The organism is Gilliamella sp. Pas-s95, assembly GCF_009795795.1.
Lineage (GTDB): Bacteria > Pseudomonadota > Gammaproteobacteria > Enterobacterales > Orbaceae > Gilliamella > Gilliamella bombicola.
The window spans coordinates 1-25,561 of record NZ_WTFC01000023.1 but is presented as its reverse complement, the minus strand read 5'-3'; the positions used below and the strand labels follow the sequence as shown (position 1 = coordinate 25,561).

20 protein-coding genes are annotated in these 25,561 nt (G+C 35.8%); 15 read left to right on the top strand and 5 right to left on the bottom strand.

The genetic code is table 11. The features are described 5' to 3' along the window. Positions 1-84: 84 nt before the first annotated feature. Complete coding sequence (gene syd, locus GQ598_RS07360; RefSeq protein WP_160403317.1) at positions 85-618, bottom strand: SecY-interacting protein; 534 nt, start codon at positions 616-618, stop codon at positions 85-87. Between the two features lie 743 nt (positions 619-1,361). Here syd and rne point away from each other — a divergent pair. The 6 genes from rne (at position 1,362) to metA (ending at position 8,867) form a co-directional block, all read left to right on the top strand. Then, positions 1,362-4,046: a ribonuclease E gene (gene rne, locus GQ598_RS07355; protein ID WP_160403315.1), complete on the top strand. Its 2,685-nt coding sequence runs from the start codon at positions 1,362-1,364 to the stop codon at positions 4,044-4,046. Positions 4,047-4,121: 75 nt separating this feature from the next. After that, positions 4,122-5,057, top strand: a complete 936-nt coding sequence (locus GQ598_RS07350; protein ID WP_160403313.1) for an ABC transporter permease subunit — start codon at positions 4,122-4,124, stop codon at positions 5,055-5,057. Then, positions 5,050-5,910, top strand: a complete 861-nt coding sequence (locus tag GQ598_RS07345) for an ABC transporter permease subunit (RefSeq protein WP_160403311.1) — start codon at positions 5,050-5,052, stop codon at positions 5,908-5,910. Before GQ598_RS07350 ends, GQ598_RS07345 begins: the two co-directional genes overlap by 8 nt. Before the next feature lie 2 nt (positions 5,911-5,912). After that, positions 5,913-6,902, top strand: a complete 990-nt coding sequence (locus GQ598_RS07340; protein ID WP_091350065.1) for an oligopeptide/dipeptide ABC transporter ATP-binding protein — start codon at positions 5,913-5,915, stop codon at positions 6,900-6,902. Positions 6,903-6,921: 19 nt separating this feature from the next. Further along, on the top strand, positions 6,922-7,737 hold the full coding sequence (locus tag GQ598_RS07335) for an ATP-binding cassette domain-containing protein (protein WP_160403309.1): 816 nt from the start codon (positions 6,922-6,924) through the stop codon (positions 7,735-7,737). A gap of 197 nt (positions 7,738-7,934) precedes the next feature. Further along, the gene (metA, locus tag GQ598_RS07330) at positions 7,935-8,867 is read left to right on the top strand and encodes a homoserine O-succinyltransferase (RefSeq protein ID WP_160403307.1); all 933 of its coding nucleotides are present in this window, start codon (positions 7,935-7,937) and stop codon (positions 8,865-8,867) included. Positions 8,868-8,962: 95 nt separating this feature from the next. Here metA and dtd read toward each other — a convergent pair whose 3' ends face one another. The 4 genes from dtd to rpsT all read right to left on the bottom strand — a co-directional run bounded on the left by dtd (position 8,963) and on the right by rpsT (position 11,272). Next, positions 8,963-9,397 (bottom strand): D-aminoacyl-tRNA deacylase, encoded by a 435-nt coding sequence (gene dtd / locus GQ598_RS07325; RefSeq protein WP_160403305.1) that lies wholly within the window; start codon positions 9,395-9,397, stop codon positions 8,963-8,965. A 7-nt stretch (positions 9,398-9,404) separates the two neighbouring features. Continuing rightward, positions 9,405-10,247 (bottom strand): virulence factor BrkB family protein, encoded by an 843-nt coding sequence (locus GQ598_RS07320; protein WP_255471337.1) that lies wholly within the window; start codon positions 10,245-10,247, stop codon positions 9,405-9,407. 9 nt (positions 10,248-10,256) lie between these two features. Next, entirely contained in the window at positions 10,257-10,811 is a 555-nt protein-coding gene (locus tag GQ598_RS07315; RefSeq protein WP_160403301.1) for an SPOR domain-containing protein, read from the bottom strand. A 197-nt stretch (positions 10,812-11,008) separates the two neighbouring features. Continuing rightward, a complete protein-coding gene (gene rpsT, locus GQ598_RS07310) occupies positions 11,009-11,272 on the bottom strand; it encodes a 30S ribosomal protein S20 (RefSeq protein ID WP_160403299.1) in 264 nt (87 codons plus the stop codon). Positions 11,273-11,496: 224 nt separating this feature from the next. Between rpsT and pgk the strand changes: the two genes are divergently transcribed. The 9 genes from pgk to GQ598_RS07265 all read left to right on the top strand — a co-directional run bounded on the left by pgk (position 11,497) and on the right by GQ598_RS07265 (position 25,269). Next, positions 11,497-12,660, top strand: coding sequence for a phosphoglycerate kinase (gene pgk, locus GQ598_RS07305; protein ID WP_160403296.1), 1,164 nt, complete (start codon positions 11,497-11,499; stop codon positions 12,658-12,660). A gap of 73 nt (positions 12,661-12,733) precedes the next feature. Next, positions 12,734-13,813 carry a class II fructose-bisphosphate aldolase gene (gene fbaA / locus GQ598_RS07300; protein WP_091350037.1) on the top strand — a complete coding sequence of 360 codons (1,080 nt, stop codon included), beginning with the start codon at positions 12,734-12,736 and terminating at the stop codon, positions 13,811-13,813. Between the two features lie 187 nt (positions 13,814-14,000). Beyond that, positions 14,001-14,429, top strand: a complete 429-nt coding sequence (rplK, locus tag GQ598_RS07295) for a 50S ribosomal protein L11 (protein ID WP_034884321.1) — start codon at positions 14,001-14,003, stop codon at positions 14,427-14,429. A gap of 3 nt (positions 14,430-14,432) precedes the next feature. Then, positions 14,433-15,134 carry a 50S ribosomal protein L1 gene (gene rplA, locus GQ598_RS07290; protein WP_091350034.1) on the top strand — a complete coding sequence of 234 codons (702 nt, stop codon included), beginning with the start codon at positions 14,433-14,435 and terminating at the stop codon, positions 15,132-15,134. Positions 15,135-15,363: 229 nt separating this feature from the next. Further along, complete coding sequence (gene rplJ / locus GQ598_RS07285; protein ID WP_065635705.1) at positions 15,364-15,861, top strand: 50S ribosomal protein L10; 498 nt, start codon at positions 15,364-15,366, stop codon at positions 15,859-15,861. A gap of 59 nt (positions 15,862-15,920) precedes the next feature. Then, positions 15,921-16,289 carry a 50S ribosomal protein L7/L12 gene (gene rplL, locus GQ598_RS07280; RefSeq protein ID WP_065635704.1) on the top strand — a complete coding sequence of 123 codons (369 nt, stop codon included), beginning with the start codon at positions 15,921-15,923 and terminating at the stop codon, positions 16,287-16,289. Positions 16,290-16,536: 247 nt separating this feature from the next. Further along, positions 16,537-20,565, top strand: coding sequence for a DNA-directed RNA polymerase subunit beta (rpoB, locus tag GQ598_RS07275; protein ID WP_160403294.1), 4,029 nt, complete (start codon positions 16,537-16,539; stop codon positions 20,563-20,565). Between the two features lie 90 nt (positions 20,566-20,655). Continuing rightward, the gene (gene rpoC / locus GQ598_RS07270; protein WP_160403292.1) at positions 20,656-24,873 is read left to right on the top strand and encodes a DNA-directed RNA polymerase subunit beta'; all 4,218 of its coding nucleotides are present in this window, start codon (positions 20,656-20,658) and stop codon (positions 24,871-24,873) included. 84 nt (positions 24,874-24,957) lie between these two features. Then, a complete protein-coding gene (locus GQ598_RS07265; RefSeq protein ID WP_085247022.1) occupies positions 24,958-25,269 on the top strand; it encodes an antibiotic biosynthesis monooxygenase in 312 nt (103 codons plus the stop codon). The last annotated feature ends 292 nt before the right edge of the window (positions 25,270-25,561 follow it).

Here is a 25,561-nt window from a genome sequence, read left to right as displayed (position 1 = left end):
CATTATTTTGTAAGTTACAATTTCGATAGTGGTATTCTATAAGTATGTTTTTGTAAAAATTTCTTTAGTTTTGCTTTTCTATATTTAGTGAAAAACAGTAATTTGGTTAAAAAATGAAATCAAATCATTAGTTAAGGTTGTTAATTCACCTGTAATTAAATCTTCTTTTACTACTTCGCCGGTTAAGTTGTTTATTGAAATAATTTTAGTGCTGTCATCTGTTGAGGCAATAAAAATAGTCGGTATGCGTTTTAATCTTTTTTGTTGAGATAAATGAGCAATTAAATTTTGTTCTAAGTTTGAAAAATCATCATCATTCCAAGCTTGGATCAAAACTAAATTAGTGTCATTAAACTTAGCTGTCATATTGCCCGCGTATTGTGTCCCGTAAAAAATATGCGTACTTGGGTGTAATTTAATGCCAATAACTTGTTCAATAATGGTTAAGTTTCGAGGCGGTTCCAATAAGAAAGGTTGCCAATATACTGTTAATTTTTCAGTTTTTAAAATACAAGGTGAAGGTATTGCATGGAGATCTTCACTTTGTGGGGCGTATTTAAATTGCTCAATCCAGCGAGTTGTAAAATGGAGTAAAGCAGTTTTATCAGTAGAGTCCATAAACAAATATATCTCATATTTAGATTATTATGTTATTTAATCATAATTATACCGGTTAAATTCGGCTATACATAATTGTATCAATGTTTTTTTATTAATTTGGTAATTACTAAGAGAAGGTTTTGTAAAAATGGTTTAGATCAGTAGTCGTTTTAATATAAGATTTTAAGCAACTTAATATAAGTTATTTATAATTTGGTAAAGGTTAATTAGAAATAAGAAAAATGGATACTTATATTGTTTATAAAATAGCGAGTTTAATTTTCTTGCTATCCTTTGCCTAAACGTTAATAATAGAGAGGGATAATTTTATCCTTGTAATGCAGCAATGGCGTTAGACATTACAGTTTGTCAAAATAAAATAGTGTAAGTAGAATCATTATAATTAGATAATATGTTTATTTTAAACAGTTGCATAAAGATTTAGTTTATTTGCCAAACCAGTAAAATATAGCGGTTTGCAAATTAACGATAATAACAATGTCAATAAATTATACAATTAGTTTTTTTGCAAAGTATTTAGTGTCTTTTAATTTAATATTTTGCCTAGCGTATTATATTGATGTTGATTAAGCAGTATCGGTTTCACATAAAATAATAACAAAAATAACACAAATAAAATAATGAATACCGTATATAAAATATTTAGTTAAGTACCATTATTCATCATTGTTAAAATAATCACTTATCAATAATAAGATTCTACCTACAAGTTAATTAAGATTAATGAAGAGTGTAGAATAATGAAAAGAATGCTAATCAACGCAACCCAGCAAGAAGAGCTGCGCGTTGCGCTTGTTGATGGCCAACGCTTATATGATTTAGATATTGAAAGCCTTGGGCATGAACAAAAAAAAGCGAATATTTATAAAGGTAAAATCACTAAAATCAATCCAAGTTTAGAGGCAGCTTTTGTTTCTTACGGTGGGGAACGTGATGGGTTTTTACCTTTAAAGGAGATTGCAGAAAGTTATTTCCCATCTAATATTTCTGGTCGTCGTAGTATTAAGCATCTACAAGAAGGTCAAGAAGTTCTTGTCCAAATTGAAAAAGAGATTCGAGGTAAAAAAGGTGCGGCTTTAACCACTTATATTAGTTTAGCGGGTAGCTATTTAGTGTTAATGCCTAATGATCCACGTGCTGGTGGTGTTTCGCGTCGTATAGAAGGCGAAGAAAGAGCGGATCTTAAACGTATTATTGATGCTATCGAAAAACCTAAAGGTATGGGTGTTATAGCTCGAACCGCAGGTGTAGGTAAAAGCCAAGAAGAGTTGCAACAAGATTTAGATGCATTAGTTAACTATTGGACTGCCATTCAAAATGAGGCTAAAAAACACCCTGCTCCAAGTTTAATTCATAAAGAAAGCGATATTATTACTCGCGCATTTCGTGATTATTTACGTGATGATGTTGGTGATATTTTAATTGATAACTCGAAAGTGCTTGAGATAGCAAAAAAACGGTTAGCTGATTTAGGTCGCGTTGAATATGTTAATCGCCTTAAATTTTATGATGGTGATGTGCCTTTATTTAACCATTTCCAAATTGAAGGGCAGATTGAGTCGGCATTTCAGCGTGAAGTGCGTTTACCTTCTGGTGGTTCGATTGTTATTGATACCACCGAAGCACTTACTGCGATTGATATTAACTCGGCTAAGTCGATTCGTGGTAGCGATATTGAAGAAACCGCTTTTAATACTAATCTTGAAGCAGCAGAAGAAATTGCGCGTCAGTTACGTTTGCGTGACTTAGGTGGTTTGATTGTTATTGATTTTATTGATATGACGCCAATTCGTAATCAACGTGAAGTCGAAAACCGCTTAAAAGAGGCGATGAAAACTGATCGAGCACGTATTCAAACCACTCGCATTTCGCGTTTTGGTTTACTTGAAATGTCCCGTCAACGTTTAAGTCCTTCTTTACGTGAAGCAACACATCATATTTGTCCTCGTTGTCAAGGCACAGGTACGGTTCGTGATAACAATTCATTGTCTTTATCTATTCTCCGGTTAATTCAAGAAGAAGCGATGAAAGATAATACTGTACAAATTGATGTCATCGTTCCTGTACCAATAGCGAGCTATTTACTTAATGAAAAACGTCGCGCTATTAATAACATTGAAAGCATGCATCCAGATGTCAAAATCGTGATTGCTGGCGACGAAGAGATGGAAACACCATTGTATAAGGTTATCCGTAAGCGTAGAGGCGAAGAAACAGACGTACTAAGTTATAATCTTCCAAAACTGATTCGTGAACTTGAAGAAGAGGAAGATGAACAGCAAGCTGTGGAAGTTATTGTTGAACAAGCCGTATTATCTGGTCCTAAAGTTGAAGCTTCTGTTGCACCAAAAGAAAAATCAGCGCCAAAAACTAAAAAATCAGAAGGTTTATTTAGTGGGCTATTTGGTAAACTACGTAAGTTGTTTGTTACAGAAAAAGTAGAGCCAGAGCCAGAAGTTAAACCAAAGGCAACCAAAAGACGAGATAATCAGCGTTCAAATAATCGACGTCAACGTAATAACCGAAATAGTAGTGCGGCTAGCAATGCTAATATTGTTACAGCAGGTACTCTTGATGAGGCGAAAGAACCGAGTAGAAATAATAATCGTAGAGCTAAATCAAATGCGAATTTGTCAAATTCAACAAATAATATTAAGGTAGATAAAGTCGCTGATGAAGTAGTGCAACCAAAACAGCGCGAAGCAAAACCAAGACGTCAACAACGTGTATTAGCTAAAAGTGTTCGTGTAAAAAATACCGATATAACTGTACAATCTCAGCAAGAAAAAGTAATCATTCCTTCTTTGTTGTTGCCAGTTATTGTTACTAAAGAAACTGAAGACCATATTACATCAGAAAATCAATCAAAGCGTCAGCGTCGCACATCTAGGCATTTGCGAATGAATGGTCAACGTAATAAACGTCGTGTTCGTAACGTGGAATTAAAGCAGTCTCCAATGCCGTTATCATTTGCTGCTGCATCATTAGAATTGGCATTGGGTCGAGTTGTTGTCGATTACAGCCAAATAGTAAATGATGAACCAAATATTGTTGTGCCTGTTATTCCTTCGCTTTTAGTTCCTGTTATTGTTAAAAATGACGAAGATGTAAATAGTCATAGTGTTGATAGTGGTACAATTGATGAACAGTCAAAAAGTTCTTTATCTACATATGTTCAAGAAGATTTTGAAGATAGCGAAAAAATTAGTGATGGAACTGATCAGATAACTCATGATTTACAATTAACAGGTTATTCTTCTTCAGCAATGGCTAAAGCGCCAGCACCAGAGTATGAAACTTCTGACGTTGGAATAAAATTACGTGAAGAGTCAGATTATCACTTTGAAGGTAAAGGTAATGCTGGTGGTTTAAGTGCACAAGATCATGCGTATGCCGCAGCAAGTAAACCGGTGATGCCGGATTAATCAATAGATAAATTAAAACACGGTGAGCGTTTGTCACCGTGTTTTGTTTATTTATAATAGTGATAAAGATAAATAATGATTATCTATATTTTTAAGAGAATAGTAACGTTTTTATTTATTATCTGCGTACTGGCTCAGATTAGCTTCTGTTTAGTTTATTTTACTCCTTATTCAATGTCTAACTTTCATAATCTAAGTTTTATTGATGCCTATAGTTCTTTTTTTAAGCAGTTGCTGCAAGGTGAATTTAGGTTGTTAACGGGGGAAACAGTACTTTTTTTTCAAACATTATTGGCTACATTTGAACTTTGTATCCTTGCTTTATTCGTTGCTCTACTTATTGGATTACCTTTAGGAATTTTTCTTGGACTGAGTAATATTAACTGGTTGAATAATATGATTCGCTTAGGGTCTTTATTATTATATTCTTGTCCTATCGTTATGTTAGTTATTGTTGTTATGTATTGTCTGTCGCCAACTTGGACTATATCGATGAATTTTGACATATCACCATCAGTTACTGGGACTTCTTTACTGGAGATCTTGGCTTCAACAAAAGCATCTAAATGGCAAGAGTTGTTTGAGCAATTTCATTATTTAATTTTACCAATCATTCTTTTAGCTATTCAGCCAAGCATTATGACCATTCAATTAATCGGTCAAAATGTAAAAAACACATCAAGACAAAATTTTATAAAAATGGCGATTATTCGTGAGCGTTCACCGTTTAAAATTTTACGTCGACATTTGTTACCCAATTCAATCCCAGCCACTATTCCACAGTTGACTTATAATACAACAACGCTGTTATTTTCAACGATGGTTATTGAAATTTTATTTAATCGAGCAGGACTTGGGCAGTGGGTAATGATTGCTTATCATCATCATAATTATTTTATTATTTCGATTGCTATTCTAGCTTGTGGAACGGTTATTAGTTTATTAACGTTATTAGGCGAAATTTCGGCGATTGCAATTTATCCTTTGCGCCATAAGGAATATTATGTTTAGACTAGCTAGTTTAATGAAAAACATTAAGTCATGCTTTAGTCGGCTACATGGTAATATCTATTTAATTGTTGGTTTTTATGGCATATTGGCGATTACTTTTGTCGCATTATCAACTAAATGGTTTTTTCATGCCCATTTAAATCCTACCTATCCTGCATTATTGCCCCCCGCTTGGTGGCTTAATGGTGATATCAATCATATATTAGGTACGAACTCGAAAGGACAAGATATTTTTAATTATTTGCTAATTGGCTATCGTTCAACTATGTCAATGACATTAAAAGTGGTATTTTATGTGGTTGTCATTGGTGGATTGATTAATTATTTAATGTTTTTTATATCGTTGATACGTCCTTTTGTATTATTCATTTTTAAATTTTGTATGGTAGTACCACCATTACTTGGTGTGATTGTGATTAGCTTATTGTTAGAAGATGATATTACTAATATGTTATTGGTGGTTGGGTTATCTTATACTCCACGCTTTATTTACAATATTCATCAACGCGTTATTAATGAATGGAATAAGACATATATTACAGCTTATAGATTGGATGGCTTATCTTCATTTTCAATTTTAAATCGTTTTATTTTACCTAATATTTTACCTATCTATTTGACCGAGATTGTTTCGTTATTTGGTTCAATCATTTTATCTCTTACCACTATAACTTTTTTAGGTTTTGCTAATGATGTTTCCCGACCTGATTTAGGCATGATGATGTTTCAAATGAAAGATATTATTGCCACTAATTATTTAGCCTTTCTATCTCCTGGAATTGCAGTGTCTGCTACAATAATTTTTATTTATTTGTTTAACTTTGGATTATATGGTCGGCGAGCAGGAACTTAATTATGGCATTATTAGACATTCGAAATTTAACCATTGAGTTTATTACTCCAGATGGTCTTTTGCGTGCAATTGATCGCGTTAATTTGAAGTTGTCTGAAGGCGAAATTCGAGGCTTAGTTGGTGAGTCAGGTTCAGGGAAAAGTCTTATCGCTAAAGCTATTTTAGGGGTAACTAATCATAATTGGAAAATTTCTGCTGATCGATTTTATTTTGATAATATTGATTTACTAAAGTTAACACCTAAACAACGTCGAAAAGTCATTAGTGATAATATTTCGATGATATTCCAAGAACCACAATCTTGTTTAGATCCTTCAATGAAAATTGGTCAACAATTGATTGAAGCTATACCAAAACGAACCTTTAAAGGGCATTGGTGGCAGCGGCTATTTTGGCGTAAAAATCGTGCTATTGAACTGTTGCACCGAGTTGGTATTAAACATCATAAAGAGATATTAAAATCTTATCCATTCGAATTGACCGAAGGTGAGTGTCAAAAAGTAATGATTGCAATTGCATTGGCTAATCAACCTAAACTACTGATTGCAGATGAGCCGACAAATGCGATGGAAGCAACGACCGAAGCGCAAATTTTTAGGTTGCTGGCTAGTATGAATCAAAATATGGGTACCACTATTTTGCTTATTAATCATGACTTGCAGATGGTAACTCGATGGACAGATCGTATTAATGTTCTGTATTGTGGGCAAACAGTTGAAGTTGCCGATAGTGAAGATTTAATTAGATCTCCTTATCATCCTTATACTCAGGCTTTAATTTATGCGATCCCTGATTTTGGCAAAGCGATGCCACATAAAAGTCCGTTAAATACCTTACCTGGTGTTATTCCGTCACTTGAACATTTACCGATTGGATGTCGATTAGGTCCAAGATGTCCTTATGCCCAAAAAAAATGTATTTTGGCACCAGAATTAATACCGATAAAAGATCATTTTTTCGCCTGCCATTTTCCGTTAAATACTGATGAGTAACTGTAAATAATAGGAATACTTGATGAATCCAATATTAAAAGTACGTAACTTATCTAAGCAATTTAAAGTCCATAAAGGTTTTTTGGGGCATTTACGTATTGATGCGGTGAAAACATTATCATTTTCTCTTAATGAAGGTAAAACCCTTGCAATTATTGGACAAAATGGTTCAGGAAAATCGACATTGGCAAAAATGTTAGTAGGGATGATAAAACCTGATAGCGGTGATATCTGGATTGATGGTAATAAAGTTCAATACGGCGATTATAGTCACCGTTGCCAACTGATTAGAATGATTTTTCAGCATGTTGAAAGTTCATTCGATCCTAGATTGCGTATTGGACAATTGTTAGAAATCCCGCTTAAACGTAATACCCATTATGATGCCCATGAGCGTGAAAAACTAATTAGTAGTGTATTAAAACAAGTGGGATTATTGCCCGAACACGCCTCTTATTATCCTTCAGTGATGGCGGCAGGACAAAAGCAACGTGTGGCATTAGCAAGAGCTTTAATTTTAAAACCCAAGGTAATTATTCTTGATGAGGCTTTAGCTGCATTAGATATTTCGATGCGTTCACAGATTGTTAATTTGATGCTGTCATTACAAGTTCAACAAAATATTTCTTATGTTTATGTAACGCAAGATATTGGTATGATGAAGCATATTAGCGACGATATTTTAGTTATGCATAATGGCGATCTTGTTGAGTATGGCAATACTGCTGAAGTATTAGCCTCTCCTTTAAGTGATATTACTAAAAAATTGATAAATAGTTATTTTGGTGAAGCGCTGACTGCTGATACTTGGCGTACTGATACAAGGGCTTTTTAATAGGGCGTTCTTTTATCGCCTATAATCGTTAATAACATATGTATCTATTATTATGATTTAGTTTTAAATTTCATCTCGAATATTGCTCAATAAAAATCTCGACAAATAATCTAAAACGCACTATATTTAGCTATATAGATTTCTAGACGTCTATTTTAGAGGTTTAAAATAACTTATTGTTTTTAGGAGCTTTTGTTATGCCTATTTGTATTCCTGATTCATTACCAGCTGTTGATGTATTACGTAATGAAAATGTATTTGTTATGACTTCATCACGCGCTAATACTCAAGAAATTCGCCCTCTTAAGCTTCTTTTTTTAAATTTAATGCCTAAAAAAATTGAGACTGAAAATCAGTTTTTAAGATTACTTTCTAACTCATCTTTACAAGTTAATATTCAGTTATTGCGTATTGATCAACGAGAATCAAAAAATACACCTGTCGAACATTTAAACAGTTTTTATTGTGATTTTGATGATATTCGTGAACAGAATTTTGATGGACTGATTATAACCGGTGCACCACTAGGTAAGGTTGCTTTTTCTGATGTTGTGTATTGGCCTAAATTAACCGAAATTATAACATGGGCGAAAGAGCATGTTACTTCAACCATGTTTGTTTGTTGGGGGGTTCAGGCTGCTTTGAATGTATTATATGATTTACCAAAATTTACTCGTACCCAAAAATTATCCGGTGTTTATCAGCATCAAAATAATCAACCCAATGCTATTTTAACACGCGGTTTTGACGATACTTTTCTGGCTCCTCATTCGCGATATGCTGATTTTCCTATAGATAAAATAAAAAAATATACTGACTTAACTATTTTAGCTGAATCGGATATTACTGGTCCTTATTTGATGGCAACCACAGATAAGCGGATGGTGTTTGTGACCGGTCATCCTGAATATGACTCTACAACACTGGCAAATGAATACTATCGAGACTTAAATGCAGGTATTCATCCTGATATGCCGTTTAATTATTTCCCTAATAATAATCCTCATTTAACACCAAAAGCTACATGGCGTAGCCATGCTTATTTATTATTTAGTAATTGGCTTAATTATTATGTTTATCAGTTAACGCCATTTGATTTAACTACTCGAAATTTAACAATTGATGATTAATAAATATAAGAAATGTTGAAAGATAATCAGTCATGAGGTTTTAAATATTTCAATAAGTTATTGCATATTAACTAAATATGGCTTTAGTTATGTGATTAAACTTGTAGCCAAAATGTAACAGGGCCATCATTAATTAATGATACTTGCATATTAGCAGCAAATTGACCTGTTTGTGTCGTTATCTGTTGTCTGCATTGTTCGACAAAAAATTGATAAAGCCTATTAGCTTCATCTGGTTTTGCTCCTTTTGTAAAACTCGGTCGCATTCCTTTTTTAGTGTCTGCCGCTAGAGTGAATTGAGAAACTACTAATACTTCACCATTAGCTTGCTTAACGTTTAAATTCATTTTTCCTTCACTATCACTAAAAATCCGATAGCCTAATACTTTTTCACATAAACGAATTGCTTTTTGTTCGTCATCACTTTGTTCAACACCGAGTAAAATTAGTAACCCCTGATTAATCTGTCCAATAACGTTATTGTTTACTGTAACACTAGCTTGGTTTACTCGTTGGATTAAGGCGATCATAAATTAATTACTCTGGTAAAGGTTGATTCTTAGTAATGTGTTTTTTTCGTTGGTTATAGTCAGTTAAAGTTGCAGCAAACTCGGCACCGAACAATATAATACACCACGAACAGTAGATCCAAACTAACATGATGGGAATAGATGATACTACTCCGTAAATGAGTTGGTATGTTGGGAACGAAGTAACATAAAGCGCAAACGCTCGTTTGCCTAATTCAAACAATATTGCAGCTACAAATGCCCCTATCATGGATTCTTTAAAAGGCACAGACTCGGTCGGAATAATGCTATAAAGTAACCAAAATCCAAATACAGAAATAATAAAGGGGAGGGTACTAAGTAAAATAGTGTCTGTTGTAGCTGTTGAAAACCAATTTAGTGAGAATATGTAAGAACTCACCGCTATACTTGCTCCAACTAAGATCGGGCCTAAGGTTAAAATTGTCCAGTATATGGTTAGGTTATACATGAAGGAACGTTTTCGTTTGGTCTTCCAAATATGGTTAAGTGTTGTATTAATTGAGTTAATTAGCAATAGTGATGTAACAATTAAGCCAATTACTCCCAAAAAAGTCATTTTTTTAGTATTGGCGATGAATTGTTCTAGGTAATTTTGAATAGAATCACTAGCTGTGGGAACAAGATTGTTATAAATCAATTGTTTTAATGAAAGACTAGCCTCATTAAAAATCGGGAAAGCTGACAATAAGGAAAAAATAACAGTAATAAGAGGCACTAGTGCAAGTATTGTAGTATAAGCAAGCTCAGCAGATGAGGTCGTTAGACGATCATGGTTAATACGATTCCATAACATTTTCATAAAGAGCTGTATTTGCTTAAGTGATTTCATCATTTTTTTCTAGTTAGAAATGACACAACTATTAATCCCATTACTATTTAATGAGTTTAATGCCTTATCTGCCTCTTTTTTGTTGGTATATGGTCCTACCGTGACTCGATATAACTGGCCCGGAGAAATATTGGCACTAATACCAGTCATTGCAAGCTTAGCCCTTAGTGTATCAGCATTAGATTTATCTTTAAATGCACCGCATTGTAGTAGCCATTTATTGTTAACAGTTTGTACTGGCGATGATGTTATATTTGTTGTTTGATTTTGTGTTACTGAGTTTTCTTTCGAGGAAGATGCAGTAGCCTGAGTATTATTAATAAAACTATCTAAGATTTGTTGCCTTTCACTCGCAACTGAATTTGATGTTGAAGAGTAGTTTGCATTAGGGGTTTCTAACTCTTTAAGATATGTCCAACGCTCTTGAGGTTGCTCAGGTAGAGTTATCGTTGGAGGTTGAGTTTTTGCTTTTGGTGCTTCAACAGTTTTTTTAGGTGTATTATTCGTAACAAAATAGAGAATAGCAGAAAATAGAATAATGACAATAATAGCCAAAAATATCATTAAATTAGGCTTATTTCGTGACTTATTTTTTTTTGACTGGCTCTTTTTTCTAACATAATCACGCTGAACCACAATAGACTCTCTTCTATTTTATTAACATTACATAAATAATTAGTATACAAATAAAAAAAGTGGTTTACACCACTTTTTGTTATTTTTCTTTAACTATGATAGTTAACAATTCACAAATAAAGCTATTAACCCAATGCTTTAATTTGCTTAATTAAATTTGCTTTATGGCGTGCAGCTTTATTTTTGTGGATTAAGCCACGAGCCGCCTGACGGTCAACAACTGTTTGCATGTCTTTGAATGCTACTTCAGCTGTTTGTTTATCACCAGCTGCAACTGCTGCGTAAACTTTTTTAATATAAGTACGCATCATTGAACGGTTGCTAGCATTATGTTTACGGCGTTTTTCGGATTGAACCGCACGTTTTTTAGCTGATTTGATATTAGCCAAAGTCAACTCCCAAGTTTAGATAAAAATTAGATATTAATAAGGTCGCAGAATATGCCTGATTTTCTTTCTATTGTCAATGCTGTTGTATAAAAAAATATAATTGGTTATTTTTAGTTTACAATAAATGTTTACTATTCGACCAATAATGTCTATAACCTAAAAAGAAATTTTATGTTAGAATAGTAAAAGTTTTATTTTATTTATATTTTACAAGAGGAAGTATCATGTCTATTATTAGAATGCAAGATCTTGATCTAAAAGGAAAACGTTTGTTTATTCGCTCAGATCTTAATGTACCGGTAAAAAACGGTAAGGTTACTTCGGATGCACGTATTAAAGCATCATTACCTACTATTGAGGAAGCCATTAAAAAAGGTGCTAAAGTAATGGTTACCTCTCATATTGGTCGTCCAACCGAAGGTGAATATAATCCAGAGTTTTCACTACAACCTGTTGTTGATTATTTAAAAGAACATGTGTCATTCCCTGTCCGTTTAGTGAAAGATTACCTTAATGGCGTGGATGTAAAAGAAGGCGAATTGGTTGTTCTTGAGAACGTCCGTTTTAATGTTGGTGAAGGTAAAGATGATGAAGCTTTATCTAAAAAATATGCCGCGCTTTGTGATATTTATGTGATGGATGCGTTTGGTACGGCTCACCGTGCTCAAGCTTCAACTCACGGTGCAGGTAAATTTGCGCCAGTTGCTTGTGCAGGTCCATTATTAGCAGCTGAACTTGATGCTTTAGGTAAAGCGCTAGATAATCCAGCAAGGCCAATGGTGGCTATTGTTGCTGGCTCTAAAGTATCAACAAAATTAACCGTACTTGATTCTTTATCGAAAATTGCTGATCAAATTATTGTCGGTGGTGGTATTGCTAATACCTTTATTGCTGCTGAAGGTTATAATGTAGGTAAATCGCTTTACGAAGCAGATCTTATTCCTGAAGCTAAAAAATTAATGGCGAACTGTGAAATCCCGGTCCCAACTGATGTGCGTGTTGCAACTGAATTTAGCGAAACAGCTACTGCAACTGAAAAGTCAGTTCAAGATGTTAAAGAAAATGAACAAATTCTTGATTTAGGAGATAAATCAGCAGAAGTATTAGCAGATATCATTAAAAATGCTAAAACCATTTTGTGGAATGGTCCTGTAGGTGTTTTTGAGTTTCCTAATTTCCGTCGAGGAACTGAAATTGTCGCTAAAGCAATTGCTGATAGCCAAGGATTTTCAATCGCGGGTGGTGGTGATACCTTAGCAGCAATTGATTTATTTGGTATTGAAGATAAAATTTCTTATATTTCAACCGGTGGTGGTGCTTTTCTTGAATTTGTTGAAGGTAAAAAACTGCCTGCTGTAGCCATGTTAGAGGCTAGAGCAAAAGCGTAATATTGGTTCAATAGGAAGGATGGGGAAAAGACTCATCCTTTATTTTTATATAGATAAATTTATAGGTAACAAAATGACTACAAAGATTTCTGATGTCGTTAAACCTGGTGTAGTAACTGGTGATGATGTTCAAAAAGTATTTCAAATCGCTCGCGAAAATAATTTTGCATTACCCGCAGTTAATTGTGTAGATACTAATACAATCAATGCTGTTATTGAAACAGCGGCAAAAGTAGGTTCTCCTGTTATTGTCCAATTCTCTAACGGCGGAGCTCAATTTATTGCCGGTAAGGGTTTAAAATTAGATGGTCAAGAATGTGCTATTCTAGGAGCAATTTCTGGTGCAAAACATGTTCATCTTATGGCTGAAAAATACGGTGTTCCAGTTATTGTTCATACCGATCACTGTGCTAAAAAATTACTCCCGTGGATTGATGGTTTACTTGAAGCTGGTGAAACTCATTTTGCTAAAACAGGTAAACCTTTGTTTTCTTCTCATATGATTGATTTATCAGAAGAAACATTAAAGGATAATATTGATATTTGTTGTCAGTATCTTGCTCGTATGTCTGCAATGAAAATGACATTGGAATTAGAGTTGGGGTGTACTGGTGGTGAGGAAGATGGTGTTGATAACAGCCATATGGATAGCTCGGCACTTTATACTCAACCAGAAGATGTGGCATACGCTTATGAGCGTTTAAGTGCTATTAGTCCTCGTTTTACTATTGCAGCATCATTTGGTAATGTTCATGGTGTTTATAAGCCAGGTAATGTTAAATTAACGCCTAAAATTTTAGATAATTCACAAAAATATGTATCTGAGAAGTTTAGTTTACCTGCAAAATCATTGAATTTTGTTTTCCATGGTGGTTCAGGTTCTACACCTGAAGAAATTGCTGAAGCAGTAAGCTATGGTGTTATCAAAATGAATATTGATACAGATACACAATGGGCAAACTGGTCTGGCATTTTAGATTATTACAAAGCAAATGAAGCTTACTTACAGGGGCAATTAGGTAACCCAGAAGGTATTGATGCACCCAACAAAAAATACTATGATCCGCGCGTATGGTTACGTAAAGGACAAGATTCTTTAATTGCACGTTTAGAGCTAGCATTTAAAGAACTTAACGCAATAAATGTTCTTTAATTTTTGTGTTTTTTGAGACTAAAACAGGGCTATTGCCCTGCTTTTGATTTATCCTATATTAAATTAAGTCTTGCATTTTTATTTTAGTTATAGGATAATTTTGCCCTCATTTAACTTAGGGGAGCTGTCTATTTATTAATAGTTATTATTAATAGAGGCGTTTGCACCCGAGCAAAGGAAACTAAAAATGGCAAAAAAAGTACAAGCCTACATCAAGTTGCAAGTGGCAGCTGGTGCAGCAAATCCTAGTCCACCTGTTGGTCCAGCACTTGGTCAACATGGTGTTAATATCATGGAATTCTGTAAAGCGTTTAATGCGAAAACAGAAAGCATGGAAAAAGGCTTACCGATTCCTGTTGTAATTACAGTATATTCTGACCGTTCATTTACATTCGTAACTAAAACTCCTCCAGCAGCAGTTTTATTAAAGAAAGCAGCTAAAATCAAGTCTGGTTCAGGCGAACCTAACAAGAAAAAAGTTGGTAAAGTAACGAGTGCACAAATTCGCGAAATCGCTGAATTAAAAGCTGCAGATATGAATGGTGCTACCATTGAAACGATGATGCGTTCTATTGAAGGAACAGCGCGTTCAATGGGCTTGGAAGTGGAGGGTTAATTCATGGCTAAATTATCTAAGAAAGCTAAACTTATCCGCGAAAAAGTAAATGCGACTAAGCAATATGAAATTAATGAAGCTATTGCTTTATTAAAAGAACTTGCAACCGCTAAATTTACCGAAAGTGTTGATGTTGCCGTTAATTTAGGTATTGATTCACGTAAATCAGACCAAAATGTTCGTGGCGCAATCGTGCTTCCACACGGTACTGGACGTAGCGTACGTGTTGCTGTATTTACTCAAGGAGCGAATGCAGAAGCTGCTAAAGAAGCTGGTGCTGAATTAGTGGGTATGGACGATCTTGCTGATCAAATCAAAAAAGGCGAAATGGATTTTGATGTTGTTATTGCATCACCTGACGCTATGCGTGTTGTTGGTCAATTAGGTCAAATTTTAGGACCACGTGGTTTAATGCCAAACCCTAAAGTTGGAACTGTAACCCCTAACGTTGCTGAAGCTGTAAAAAATGCCAAAGCTGGTCAAGTTCGTTACCGTAATGATAAAAATGGTATTATCCATACTACTATCGGTAAGGCTGATTTTGATGCAGATAAGCTTAAAGAAAATTTAGAAGCATTACTTGTTGCGCTAAAACGTGCAAAACCGGCATCTTCTAAAGGTGTCTTTGTTAAGAAAGTTAGTCTTTCAACTACAATGGGCGCTGGTGTTGCAATTGATCAAGCAACATTAAATGCAACTGTTTAATTATTTTATAGTTAAACAAAAAAATCGGTTGGTGTCTGGCCTTAACCAGACCCCGTCCAAGACCGTAGGTGTAGTTGAAATTTGACTACTTAATTTTCCTACGTAGACGGTGACAGAACCTGATAAGATATAATAGAAGGATTCTGCTCATCGTGATTGTGCTAGCTACATCTGTAGCTAGTTAAAATTAGTCTAGGCTTTTGCCTAGTGTAATCCAGGAGCAATACCAATGGCACTAAATCTTCAAAATAAACAAGAAATTGTTGCTGAAGTTAATGAAATCGCCAAAGGTGCGCTATCTGCAGTTGTTGCTGATTCTCGTGGCGTAACTGTAGAAAAAATGACTGCATTACGTAAATCTGCTCGTGAAGCGGGTGTTTATATGCGTGTTGTTCGTAATACGCTATTGCGCCGTGTTGTTGAGGGTACTCAATACGAGTGTTTAAAAGATACGTTTGTTGGTCCTACTCTAATTGCATTTTCAAATGAGCACCCAGGTGCTGCAGCGCGTCTTTTTAAGGCGTTTGCGAAAGAAAATGACAAATTTGAGATTAAAGCCGCAGCCTTTGAAGGTGAGTTAATTACTGCAGCGAACATTGATCGCTTAGCAACATTACCTACTTATGAAGAAGCATTAGCTCGCTTGATGTCAACCATGAAAGAAGCCGCAGCTGGCAAATTGGTTCGTACTCTTGCAGCGGTTCGCGATCAAAAAGAAGCTGCTTAATTGGCAGTTTGATTGTGAATTTTATCAATTAAAAAAATGTAAATTTGGGAAACTATATTATGTCTATCACTAAAGAACAAATTTTAGATGCAGTTGCTGAAATGTCTGTTATGGACGTTGTTGAACTTGTATCAATGATGGAAGAAAAATTCGGCGTTTCTGCAGCGGCAGCAGTTGCAGTTGCAGCAGCAGGTCCTGCTGAAGCAGCAGAAGAAAAATCTGAATTTGATGTAATCTTAAAAGATGTTGGTGCTAACAAAGTAGCTGTTATCAAAGCAGTTCGTGGTGCAACAGGTTTAGGCTTAAAAGAAGCTAAAGATCTTGTTGAATCAGCTCCAGCTACAGTTAAAGAAGGCGTTAGTAAAGCTGATGCTGAAGAACTTAAAAAAGCGCTTGAAGAATCAGGTGCAGTTGTTGAACTTAAATAAGTTTATCGACAACGAGGCAAATGGCTGGGGGTTTTATACCTCCAGCCTTTTTGCGCTATAACAAGTTAAAGATTTTTATTTGAAGATTATCAATAAAAGTAATAAAGAAATAGTATATTTATTAAGCCTAATCAATTGATATTTATAGATATTTTCGATGAGGTGTCAGGTGTTATCAATTTAGTGGTAGTATTCCTGATGAATATTTAATCATGCTAAAATAGCAGATAAGCAAGTTGAGGAACTAATGGTTTACTCTTATACCGAGAAAAAACGAATTCGTAAGAATTTTGGTAAGCGTCCACAAGTCTTGGATATACCGTATCTTCTTTCTATTCAACTTGATTCGTTCCAGAAATTTATTGAGCAAGATCCAGAAGGACAATATGGCTTAGAAGCTGCATTCCGTTCAATATTTCCGATAAAAAGTTATAGTGGTAACGCTGAGTTACAATATGTGAGCTTTAAGATGGGCGAACCTGTGTTTGATGTTAAAGAATGTCAAATTAGAGGGATCACTTACTCAGCACCGTTGCGCGTAAAATTACGTTTAGTTATTTATGATAAAGATGCGCCAGAAGGAACAGTTAAAGATATTAAAGAGCAAGATGTCTATATGGGCGAGATTCCTTTAATGACGGACAATGGTACATTTGTGATCAATGGTACAGAGCGTGTTATTGTTTCACAATTACATCGTAGTCCTGGTGTGTTCTTTGATAGCGATAAAGGTAAAACACACTCTTCTGGTAAAGTTTTATATAATGCTCGGATTATTCCTTATCGTGGTTCTTGGCTTGATTTTGAATTTGATCCAAAAGATAATCTTTTTGCTCGTATTGACCGTCGTCGTAAACTTCCAGCAACAATTATTTTACGTGCGTTAGGTTATGAAACAGAAGAAATTTTAGATATCTTCTTTGAGAAAACTATTTTTGAAGTTGGCAAGTCTAAGTTAAAAATGGATCTTGTTCCAGAGCGTTTACGTGGCGATACAGCACTATTTGATATTGAATCAAAAGGTAAAATTTATGCTGAAAAAGGCCGTCGTATTACTGCTCGTCACATTCGTGAATTAGAAAAAGATAAAGTTAGTAAAATTGATGTTCCAGTTGAATATATTGTTAATAAAGTTCTTGCTAAAAATTATGTTAATGAAGACACTGGTGAAGTAATTGCTTTTGCCAATACACCGATCTCATTAGAGCTATTACTTCAATTAACCAATGCTGGATATAAAAAAATAGAAACCTTATTCACTAATGACTTAGATCATGGTGCATTTATTTCTGAAACATTAAATGTTGATTCAACTCGTGACCGATTAGGTGCGTTAGTTGAAATTTATCGTATGATGCGTCCGGGCGAGCCACCAACGAAAGAAGCTGCTGAAGGATTATTTGATAATTTATTCTTCTCTGACGAACGTTATGATTTATCTGCTGTTGGTCGAATGAAGTTCAACCGTTCGTTAGGGCGTGATGATATTGAAGGCGAAAGCGTTTTAACGAAAGATGATATCGTTGAGGTAATGAAGAAATTAATCGCTATTCGTAACGGTCACGGTGAAGTCGATGATATCGACCATTTAGGTAATCGCCGTATTCGTAGTGTTGGCGAAATGGCAGAAAACCAATTCCGTATTGGTTTAGTTCGTGTTGAGCGAGCAGTGAAAGAGCGCTTATCTTTAGGTGATCTTGATTCACTAATGCCACAAGATATGATTAATGCTAAACCAATTTCAGCAGCGATTCGTGAATTTTTTGGCTCAAGCCAGCTATCTCAATTTATGGATCAAAACAATCCATTATCTGAAATTACGCATAAACGTCGTATTTCAGCATTAGGTCCAGGTGGTTTAACGCGTGAACGAGCAGGGTTTGAAGTACGTGACGTACATCCAACGCATTACGGTCGTGTATGTCCAATTGAAACGCCTGAAGGTCCAAACATCGGTTTAATTAACTCATTAGCGGTTTATGCTCGTACCAATGAGTATGGATTTTTGGAAACACCATATCGTCGAGTAATTGATGGTATTGTAACTGACGAAATTAATTATTTATCAGCAATTGATGAAAGTGAATTTGTGATTGCTCAGGCAAACTCAAATCTTGATGAAGATGGTCGTTTTAAAGAAGAATTAGTGACTTGTCGCTTAAACGGTGAGTCAGGCTTATATAGCCCAGAACAAATTCATTATATGGACGTATCAACCCAACAAATCGTATCAGTTGGTGCATCATTAATTCCATTCCTTGAACATGATGATGCGAACCGTGCTTTAATGGGTGCGAACATGCAACGTCAGGCAGTACCAACGTTGAAAGCGGAAAAACCGTTTGTTGGAACTGGGATGGAACGTGCTGTTGCCGTTGACTCAGGTGTAACAGCCGTTGCTCGCCGTGGTGGTACAGTTCAATATGTTGATGCATCACGTATAGTGGTTAATGTTAACGCTGATGAAATATATGCCGGTGAAACAGGTATTGATATTTATAACTTAACTAAATATACCCGTTCTAACCAAAACACATGTATCAATCAAATTCCATGTGTAGAATTAGGCGAAAAAGTTGAACGTGGCGATGTGCTTGCCGATGGTCCATCAACAGACTTAGGTGAGTTAGCATTAGGTCAAAACATGCGAGTGGCTTTCATGCCATGGAATGGTTATAACTTTGAGGATTCTATTTTAGTTTCTGAAAAAGTGGTACAAGATGACCGTTTTACATCAATTCATATTCAAGAATTATCTTGTATTTCTCGTGATACAAAGTTAGGCGCAGAAGAGATTACCGCTGATATTCCAAATGTGGGTGAAGCTGCACTATCTAAACTTGATGAATCAGGTATCGTTTATATCGGTGCTGAAGTTCAAGGTGGCGATATTTTGGTCGGTAAAGTGACACCTAAAGGTGAAACACAATTAACGCCAGAAGAAAAATTACTGCGTGCAATTTTTGGTGAAAAAGCCTCTGATGTTAAAGATACTTCATTGCGCGTGCCTAATGGTGTTTCAGGTACAGTTATTGATGTTCAAGTGTTTACTCGTGATGGCGTACAAAAAGATAAACGTGCGCTTGAAATCGAAGAGATGCAACTTAAACAGGCAAGAAAAGATTTAACTGAAGAACTTAAAATTTTAGAGGCTGCATTATTTGCTCGTATTCGTGATGTACTAATTTCAGGTGGAATCAGCGCTGATAAATTAGATGCTTTACCACGTGAAAAATGGTTAACAATCGGTATTGCAAATGAAGATAAACAAGCTCAATTAGAACAACTTGCTGAACAGCACGAAGAGATCAAAGCTGAATTTAATAAAAAACTTGAAGCTAAACGCATGAAGATCACACAAGGTGATGATTTACAACCAGGTGTGCTCAAAATAGTGAAAGTTTACTTAGCGGTTAAACGTCAAATTCAGCCTGGTGATAAGATGGCTGGTCGTCATGGTAACAAAGGGGTTATCTCTAAAATTAACCCAATTGAAGATATGCCATATGATGATAAAGGTCGTCCTGTTGATATCGTATTAAATCCACTAGGTGTTCCATCTCGTATGAATATTGGACAGATCCTAGAAACTCACTTGGGTATGGCTGCTAAAGGTATTGGGCAGAAAATTGATGCGATGTTAAAAGAACAGCAAGAGTTAGCTAAATTACGTGAGTTTATTCAAAAAGCGTATGATCTTGGCTTAGGGGCTGCACAAAAAGTTAATGTAGCAGAATTTACTGATCAAGAAGTCATGAATTTAGCACAAAACTTGCGTAATGGTATGCCACTAGCAACACCTGTGTTTGATGGTGCCAAAGAGCAAGAAATTAAAGCCTTATTAGAGCTGGGTGATTTGCCGACTTCAGGCCAAATTACGTTGTATGACGGTCGTACAGGTGAACAATTTGAACGTCCAGTTACTGTAGGTTATATGTACATGCTTAAATTGAATCACTTAGTTGATGACAAAATGCATGCCCGCTCTACTGGTTCATACAGTCTGGTTACTCAACAACCATTGGGTGGTAAAGCTCAATTTGGTGGTCAACGTTTTGGTGAGATGGAAGTATGGGCACTTGAAGCATATGGTGCAGCTTATACTTTACAAGAAATGTTAACCGTTAAATCAGATGATGTAAACGGCCGTACTAAGATGTATAAAAATATTGTAGATGGTGATCATCGTATGGAGCCTGCGATCCCAGAATCATTTAATGTACTATTAAAAGAGATCCGTTCGCTAGGCATTAATATCGAGTTAGATGAAGAGTAATTTTTGCTAACTTAAATGATTTCTATTTATAGGGATAACTTATTAGCAATAATAAGTTATCTAATTGGTTTAACTCCATAGGAGTCAATTGTGAAAGACTTACTAAAGTTTCTAAAAGCACAAACAAAAACAGAAGATTTTGATGCTATCAAGATAGGGCTTGCTTCTCCTGATATGATTCGTTCATGGTCTTTTGGTGAAGTTAAAAAACCTGAAACAATCAATTATCGTACGTTCAAACCTGAGCGTGACGGATTGTTTTGTGCGCGTATTTTTGGGCCAGTAAAAGATTATGAATGTTTATGTGGAAAATATAAACGTTTAAAACACCGTGGTGTGATTTGTGAAAAATGTGGAGTTGAAGTAACTCAAGCTAAAGTACGTCGTGAACGTATGGGGCACATTGAACTTGCATCACCAACTGCCCATATCTGGTTTTTAAAATCATTACCATCTCGTATCGGTTTATTACTTGATATGCCACTTCGTGATATTGAGCGAGTGCTTTATTTTGAATCATTTATGGTTCTTGATGGTGGTATGACCAATCTTGAGCGTGGTCAGATTTTAACTGAAGAACAATATTTAGATGCGTTAGAAGAGTTTGGTGACGAATTTGATGCTCGCATGGGGGCAGAAGCTATCCAAGAGTTATTACGTAATATTGATGTGCAAGCGGAATGTGAAGCACTACGTGATGAACTATCAACTACTAATTCTGAAACTAAGCGTAAAAAACTGACCAAACGTATTAAGATTATTGAAGCATTTATTCAATCAGAAAACAAACCTGAATGGATGATTTTAAACGTATTACCTGTGTTGCCACCAGATTTACGCCCATTAGTTCCACTTGATGGCGGACGTTTTGCAACATCAGATCTCAATGATCTTTATCGTCGAGTTATTAACCGTAATAACCGTTTAAAACGTTTATTAGACTTGGCTGCGCCGGATATCATTGTACGTAATGAAAAACGTATGTTACAAGAATCGGTCGATGCATTATTAGATAATGGTCGTCGTGGTCGTGCAATTACAGGTTCAAACAAACGTCCATTGAAGTCACTTGCTGATATGATTAAAGGTAAGCAAGGTCGTTTCCGTCAAAACTTATTAGGTAAACGTGTTGACTATTCTGGTCGTTCTGTAATTACTGTAGGTCCATACTTACATTTGCATCAGTGTGGTTTACCGAAGAAGATGGCCCTTGAATTATTCAAACCATTTATTTACGGTAAATTAGAGCGTCGCGGTTATGCAACAACCATTAAAGCAGCGAAGAAAATGGTTGAGCGTGAAGATGCAATTGTATGGGATATCTTAGATGAAGTTATTCGTGAACATCCAGTATTACTAAACCGTGCGCCAACATTACATAGATTAGGTATTCAAGCATTTGAGCCGATTCTAATTGAAGGTAAAGCAATTCAATTACATCCATTAGTTTGTGCGGCATTTAATGCTGACTTCGATGGTGACCAAATGGCGGTTCACGTTCCATTAACGTTAGAAGCACAATTAGAAGCACGTGCGTTAATGATGTCAACTAACAATATTCTTTCACCGGCAAGTGGTGAGCCTATCATCGTTCCTTCACAGGACGTGGTTTTAGGTCTTTACTATATGACTCGTGATAAAGTCAATGCCAAAGGTGAAGGCATGATATTAACCGGTCCTAAAGAAGCTGAAAAGCTGTATCGTTTAGGTCTAGTTGAATTACATGCTAAGGTTAAAGTCCGTATTACTGAAAGCCAACGTAATAGTGTAGGTGAGTGGGAAGATACCACCTCGGTGGTTGATACAACAGTTGGTCGTGCAATTTTATGGTTAATTATGCCAAAAGGGATGAGCTTCTCTGTTATCAATCAACCTTTGGGTAAAAAAGCGATCTCTAAAATTTTAAATATCTGTTATCGCCAGTTAGGCATGAAAGATACAGTTATTTTAGCTGACCAAATAATGTACACTGGATTTGCTTATGCGGCGCGTTCAGGTGTATCAGTTGGTATTGATGATATGGAAATTCCAGCGAAGAAATCACAAATCATCAACGAAGCTGAAATCGAAGTTGCTGAAATTCAAGAGCAATTCCAATCTGGTTTAGTAACTGCAGGTGAACGTTATAACAAAGTTATCGATATTTGGGCTGCCGCTAATGAACGGGTTGCTAAAGCGATGATGGATAACTTATCAACTGAAAAAGTAACTAACCGTGACGGTGAGGAAGAAGTTCAATCTTCTTTCAATAGTATTTACATGATGGCCGATTCAGGTGCGCGTGGTTCTGCAGCACAGATTCGTCAGCTTGCTGGTATGCGTGGTTTGATGGCAAAACCAGATGGTTCGATTATTGAAACGCCTATCACTGCAAACTTCCGTGAAGGCTTAAACGTACTTCAGTACTTTATCTCTACGCATGGTGCGCGTAAAGGTCTTGCTGATACCGCATTAAAAACAGCGAACTCAGGTTACTTAACTCGACGTTTAGTTGATGTGGCACAAGATTTAGTGGTCATTGAAGATGACTGTGGCACCTTAGAAGGCGTGGTAATGACACCTGTTATTGAAGGCGGTGATGTTAAAGAACCACTTCGTGAACGAGTATTAGGTCGAGTTACGGCTGAAGATGTATTAAAACCAGGTAGTGCGGATATCTTAATCCCACGTAACACATTACTTGATGAAAGTAAATGTGACTTACTTGAAGCGGAATCTGTTGATAGCGTTAAAGTGCGTTCAGTGGTTTCGTGTGATACTGATTTTGGTGTGTGTGCAAAATGTTATGGTCGTGACTTAGCACGTGGTCACTTGGTCAATAAAGGTGAAGCAATCGGTGTTATTGCGGCGCAATCAATCGGTGAGCCAGGTACACAGTTAACCATGCGTACGTTCCATATTGGTGGTGCGGCATCGCGAGCGGCTGCTGAATCAAGTGTTCAAGTTAAAAACAAAGGTAGTATTAAATTAACTAATGCTAAATTTGTAACTAACCCAGATAAGAAACTAGTAATTACTTCGCGTAATGCTGAATTAACCATTATTGATGACTTAGGTCGAATGAAAGAAACCTATAAAGTGCCTTATGGTTCGATTTTAAGTAAAGGTAATGGTTTTGCGGTTGATGCGGGTGAAACAGTGGCTAACTGGGATCCACATACTATGCCAGTTATCTCTGAAACTAGAGGTTTTGTCCGTTTTGTGGATATGGTTGATGGTCAAACAATTACGCGTCAAACCGATGAATTAACAGGTTTATCATCTATTGCGATACTAGATGTAGCAGAACGTACTGGTGTTGGTAAAGATTTACGTCCAGCCATCAAAATTGTTGATGCTAAAGGTGATGATATCTATCTTGCTGGTACAGAAATGCTTGCGCAATACTTTTTACCTGGTAAGGCATTAGTACAGTTAGAAGATGGTGCTGAAATAAATATTGGTGATACACTTGCTCGTATTCCACAAGCATCTGTAGGTACTAAAGATATCACCGGTGGTTTACCGCGTGTTGCTGACTTATTTGAAGCACGTAAACCAAAAGAACCAGCTATCTTGGCTGAAATTGATGGTATCATTTCATTCGGTAAAGAAACAAAAGGTAAACGTCGCTTAATTATCACGCCATTAGATGGTAGTGAACCATATGAAGAGATGATTCCAAAATGGCGTCAACTTAACGTATTTGAAGGCGAACAAGTTGGCCGTGGTGATGTAATTTCTGATGGTCCTGAATCTGCGCATGATATTTTACGTCTACGTGGCGTTAATGCGGTAACACGTTATATTGTTAACGAAGTTCAAGAAGTTTATCGTCTACAAGGTGTAAAAATTAATGATAAACACATTGAAGTTATCGTACGCCAAATGTTACGTAAAGCAACGGTTATTCATCCAGGTGGCTCTCGTCTACTTGAAGGTGAACAACTTGAAGTTTCACGCTTGAAGATTATCAACCGTGAACTTGAAGCGCAAAATAAAGAACCAATTGTTTACTTACACGATTTACTTGGTATTACTAAAGCATCACTAACAACTGAATCATTTATTTCTGCCGCTTCGTTCCAAGAAACGACTCGTGTGTTAACCGAAGCTGCAGTGGCGGGTAAAAATGACGAATTACGTGGCTTAAAAGAAAACGTAATTGTTGGTCGATTAATTCCAGCAGGTACGGGGTATGCTTACCATAAAGAACGTTTACGTAAACGCGCAATGCCATCAACTGATGAGATTCAAACAACAATTTCAGCGGAAGAAGCAACCGCTAATTTAGCTGAATTGTTAAACTCTGCTGAAGAGAATCAATAGTCTCATTCGGTTTAATTTACAAATAGCACGCATGGCGTGCTATTTTTTTTATGTCATGTTATAAAACTATAAAAGGAGATTGGTATGTACATTGTAATGAACCGTTTTAAAATTAAACGGGGTAGCGAAGATACATTTATTGAAATATGGCGAAATCGTGATAGCCATCTGAAAGAAATGAAAGGGTTTAACCGTTTTTACTTTTTGCAAGGAAAAACAGAAGAAAATTATACACTATTTTCTTCATTTACTGAGTGGCAATCTAAAGCTGATTTTGAAGCTTGGGTTAATTCTGAACACTTTAAGCATACCCACCGTAATACGAATAACCGACCAAATAACAGTGATATTTATTTTGAGTCGGCACAATTAGAGTGTTTTGACGTTATATTATAATAAATTCAGATATCAAGTTTGACATAAATGCAAAAAAGCTAATTTAGCTATTTATCATTTATTCAGTCAGTCCAACGAAGTTTTGTGAGCAATAATAAATTGATTTGGACGCCGATATGACAATAACAAAGGTGCCTAAAATCTAGCAGTAAATGTCGGATTTATTATATAAATAGTTGATTTTATTTTAAAATCCTGGATTCAAACATGAAGTGCAATTTTAAACACGGTGGAGTGAAGAAAGTAGAAAGGTGATTTATACTAGCACCTTCGCACCACCACAGTTTGGAGA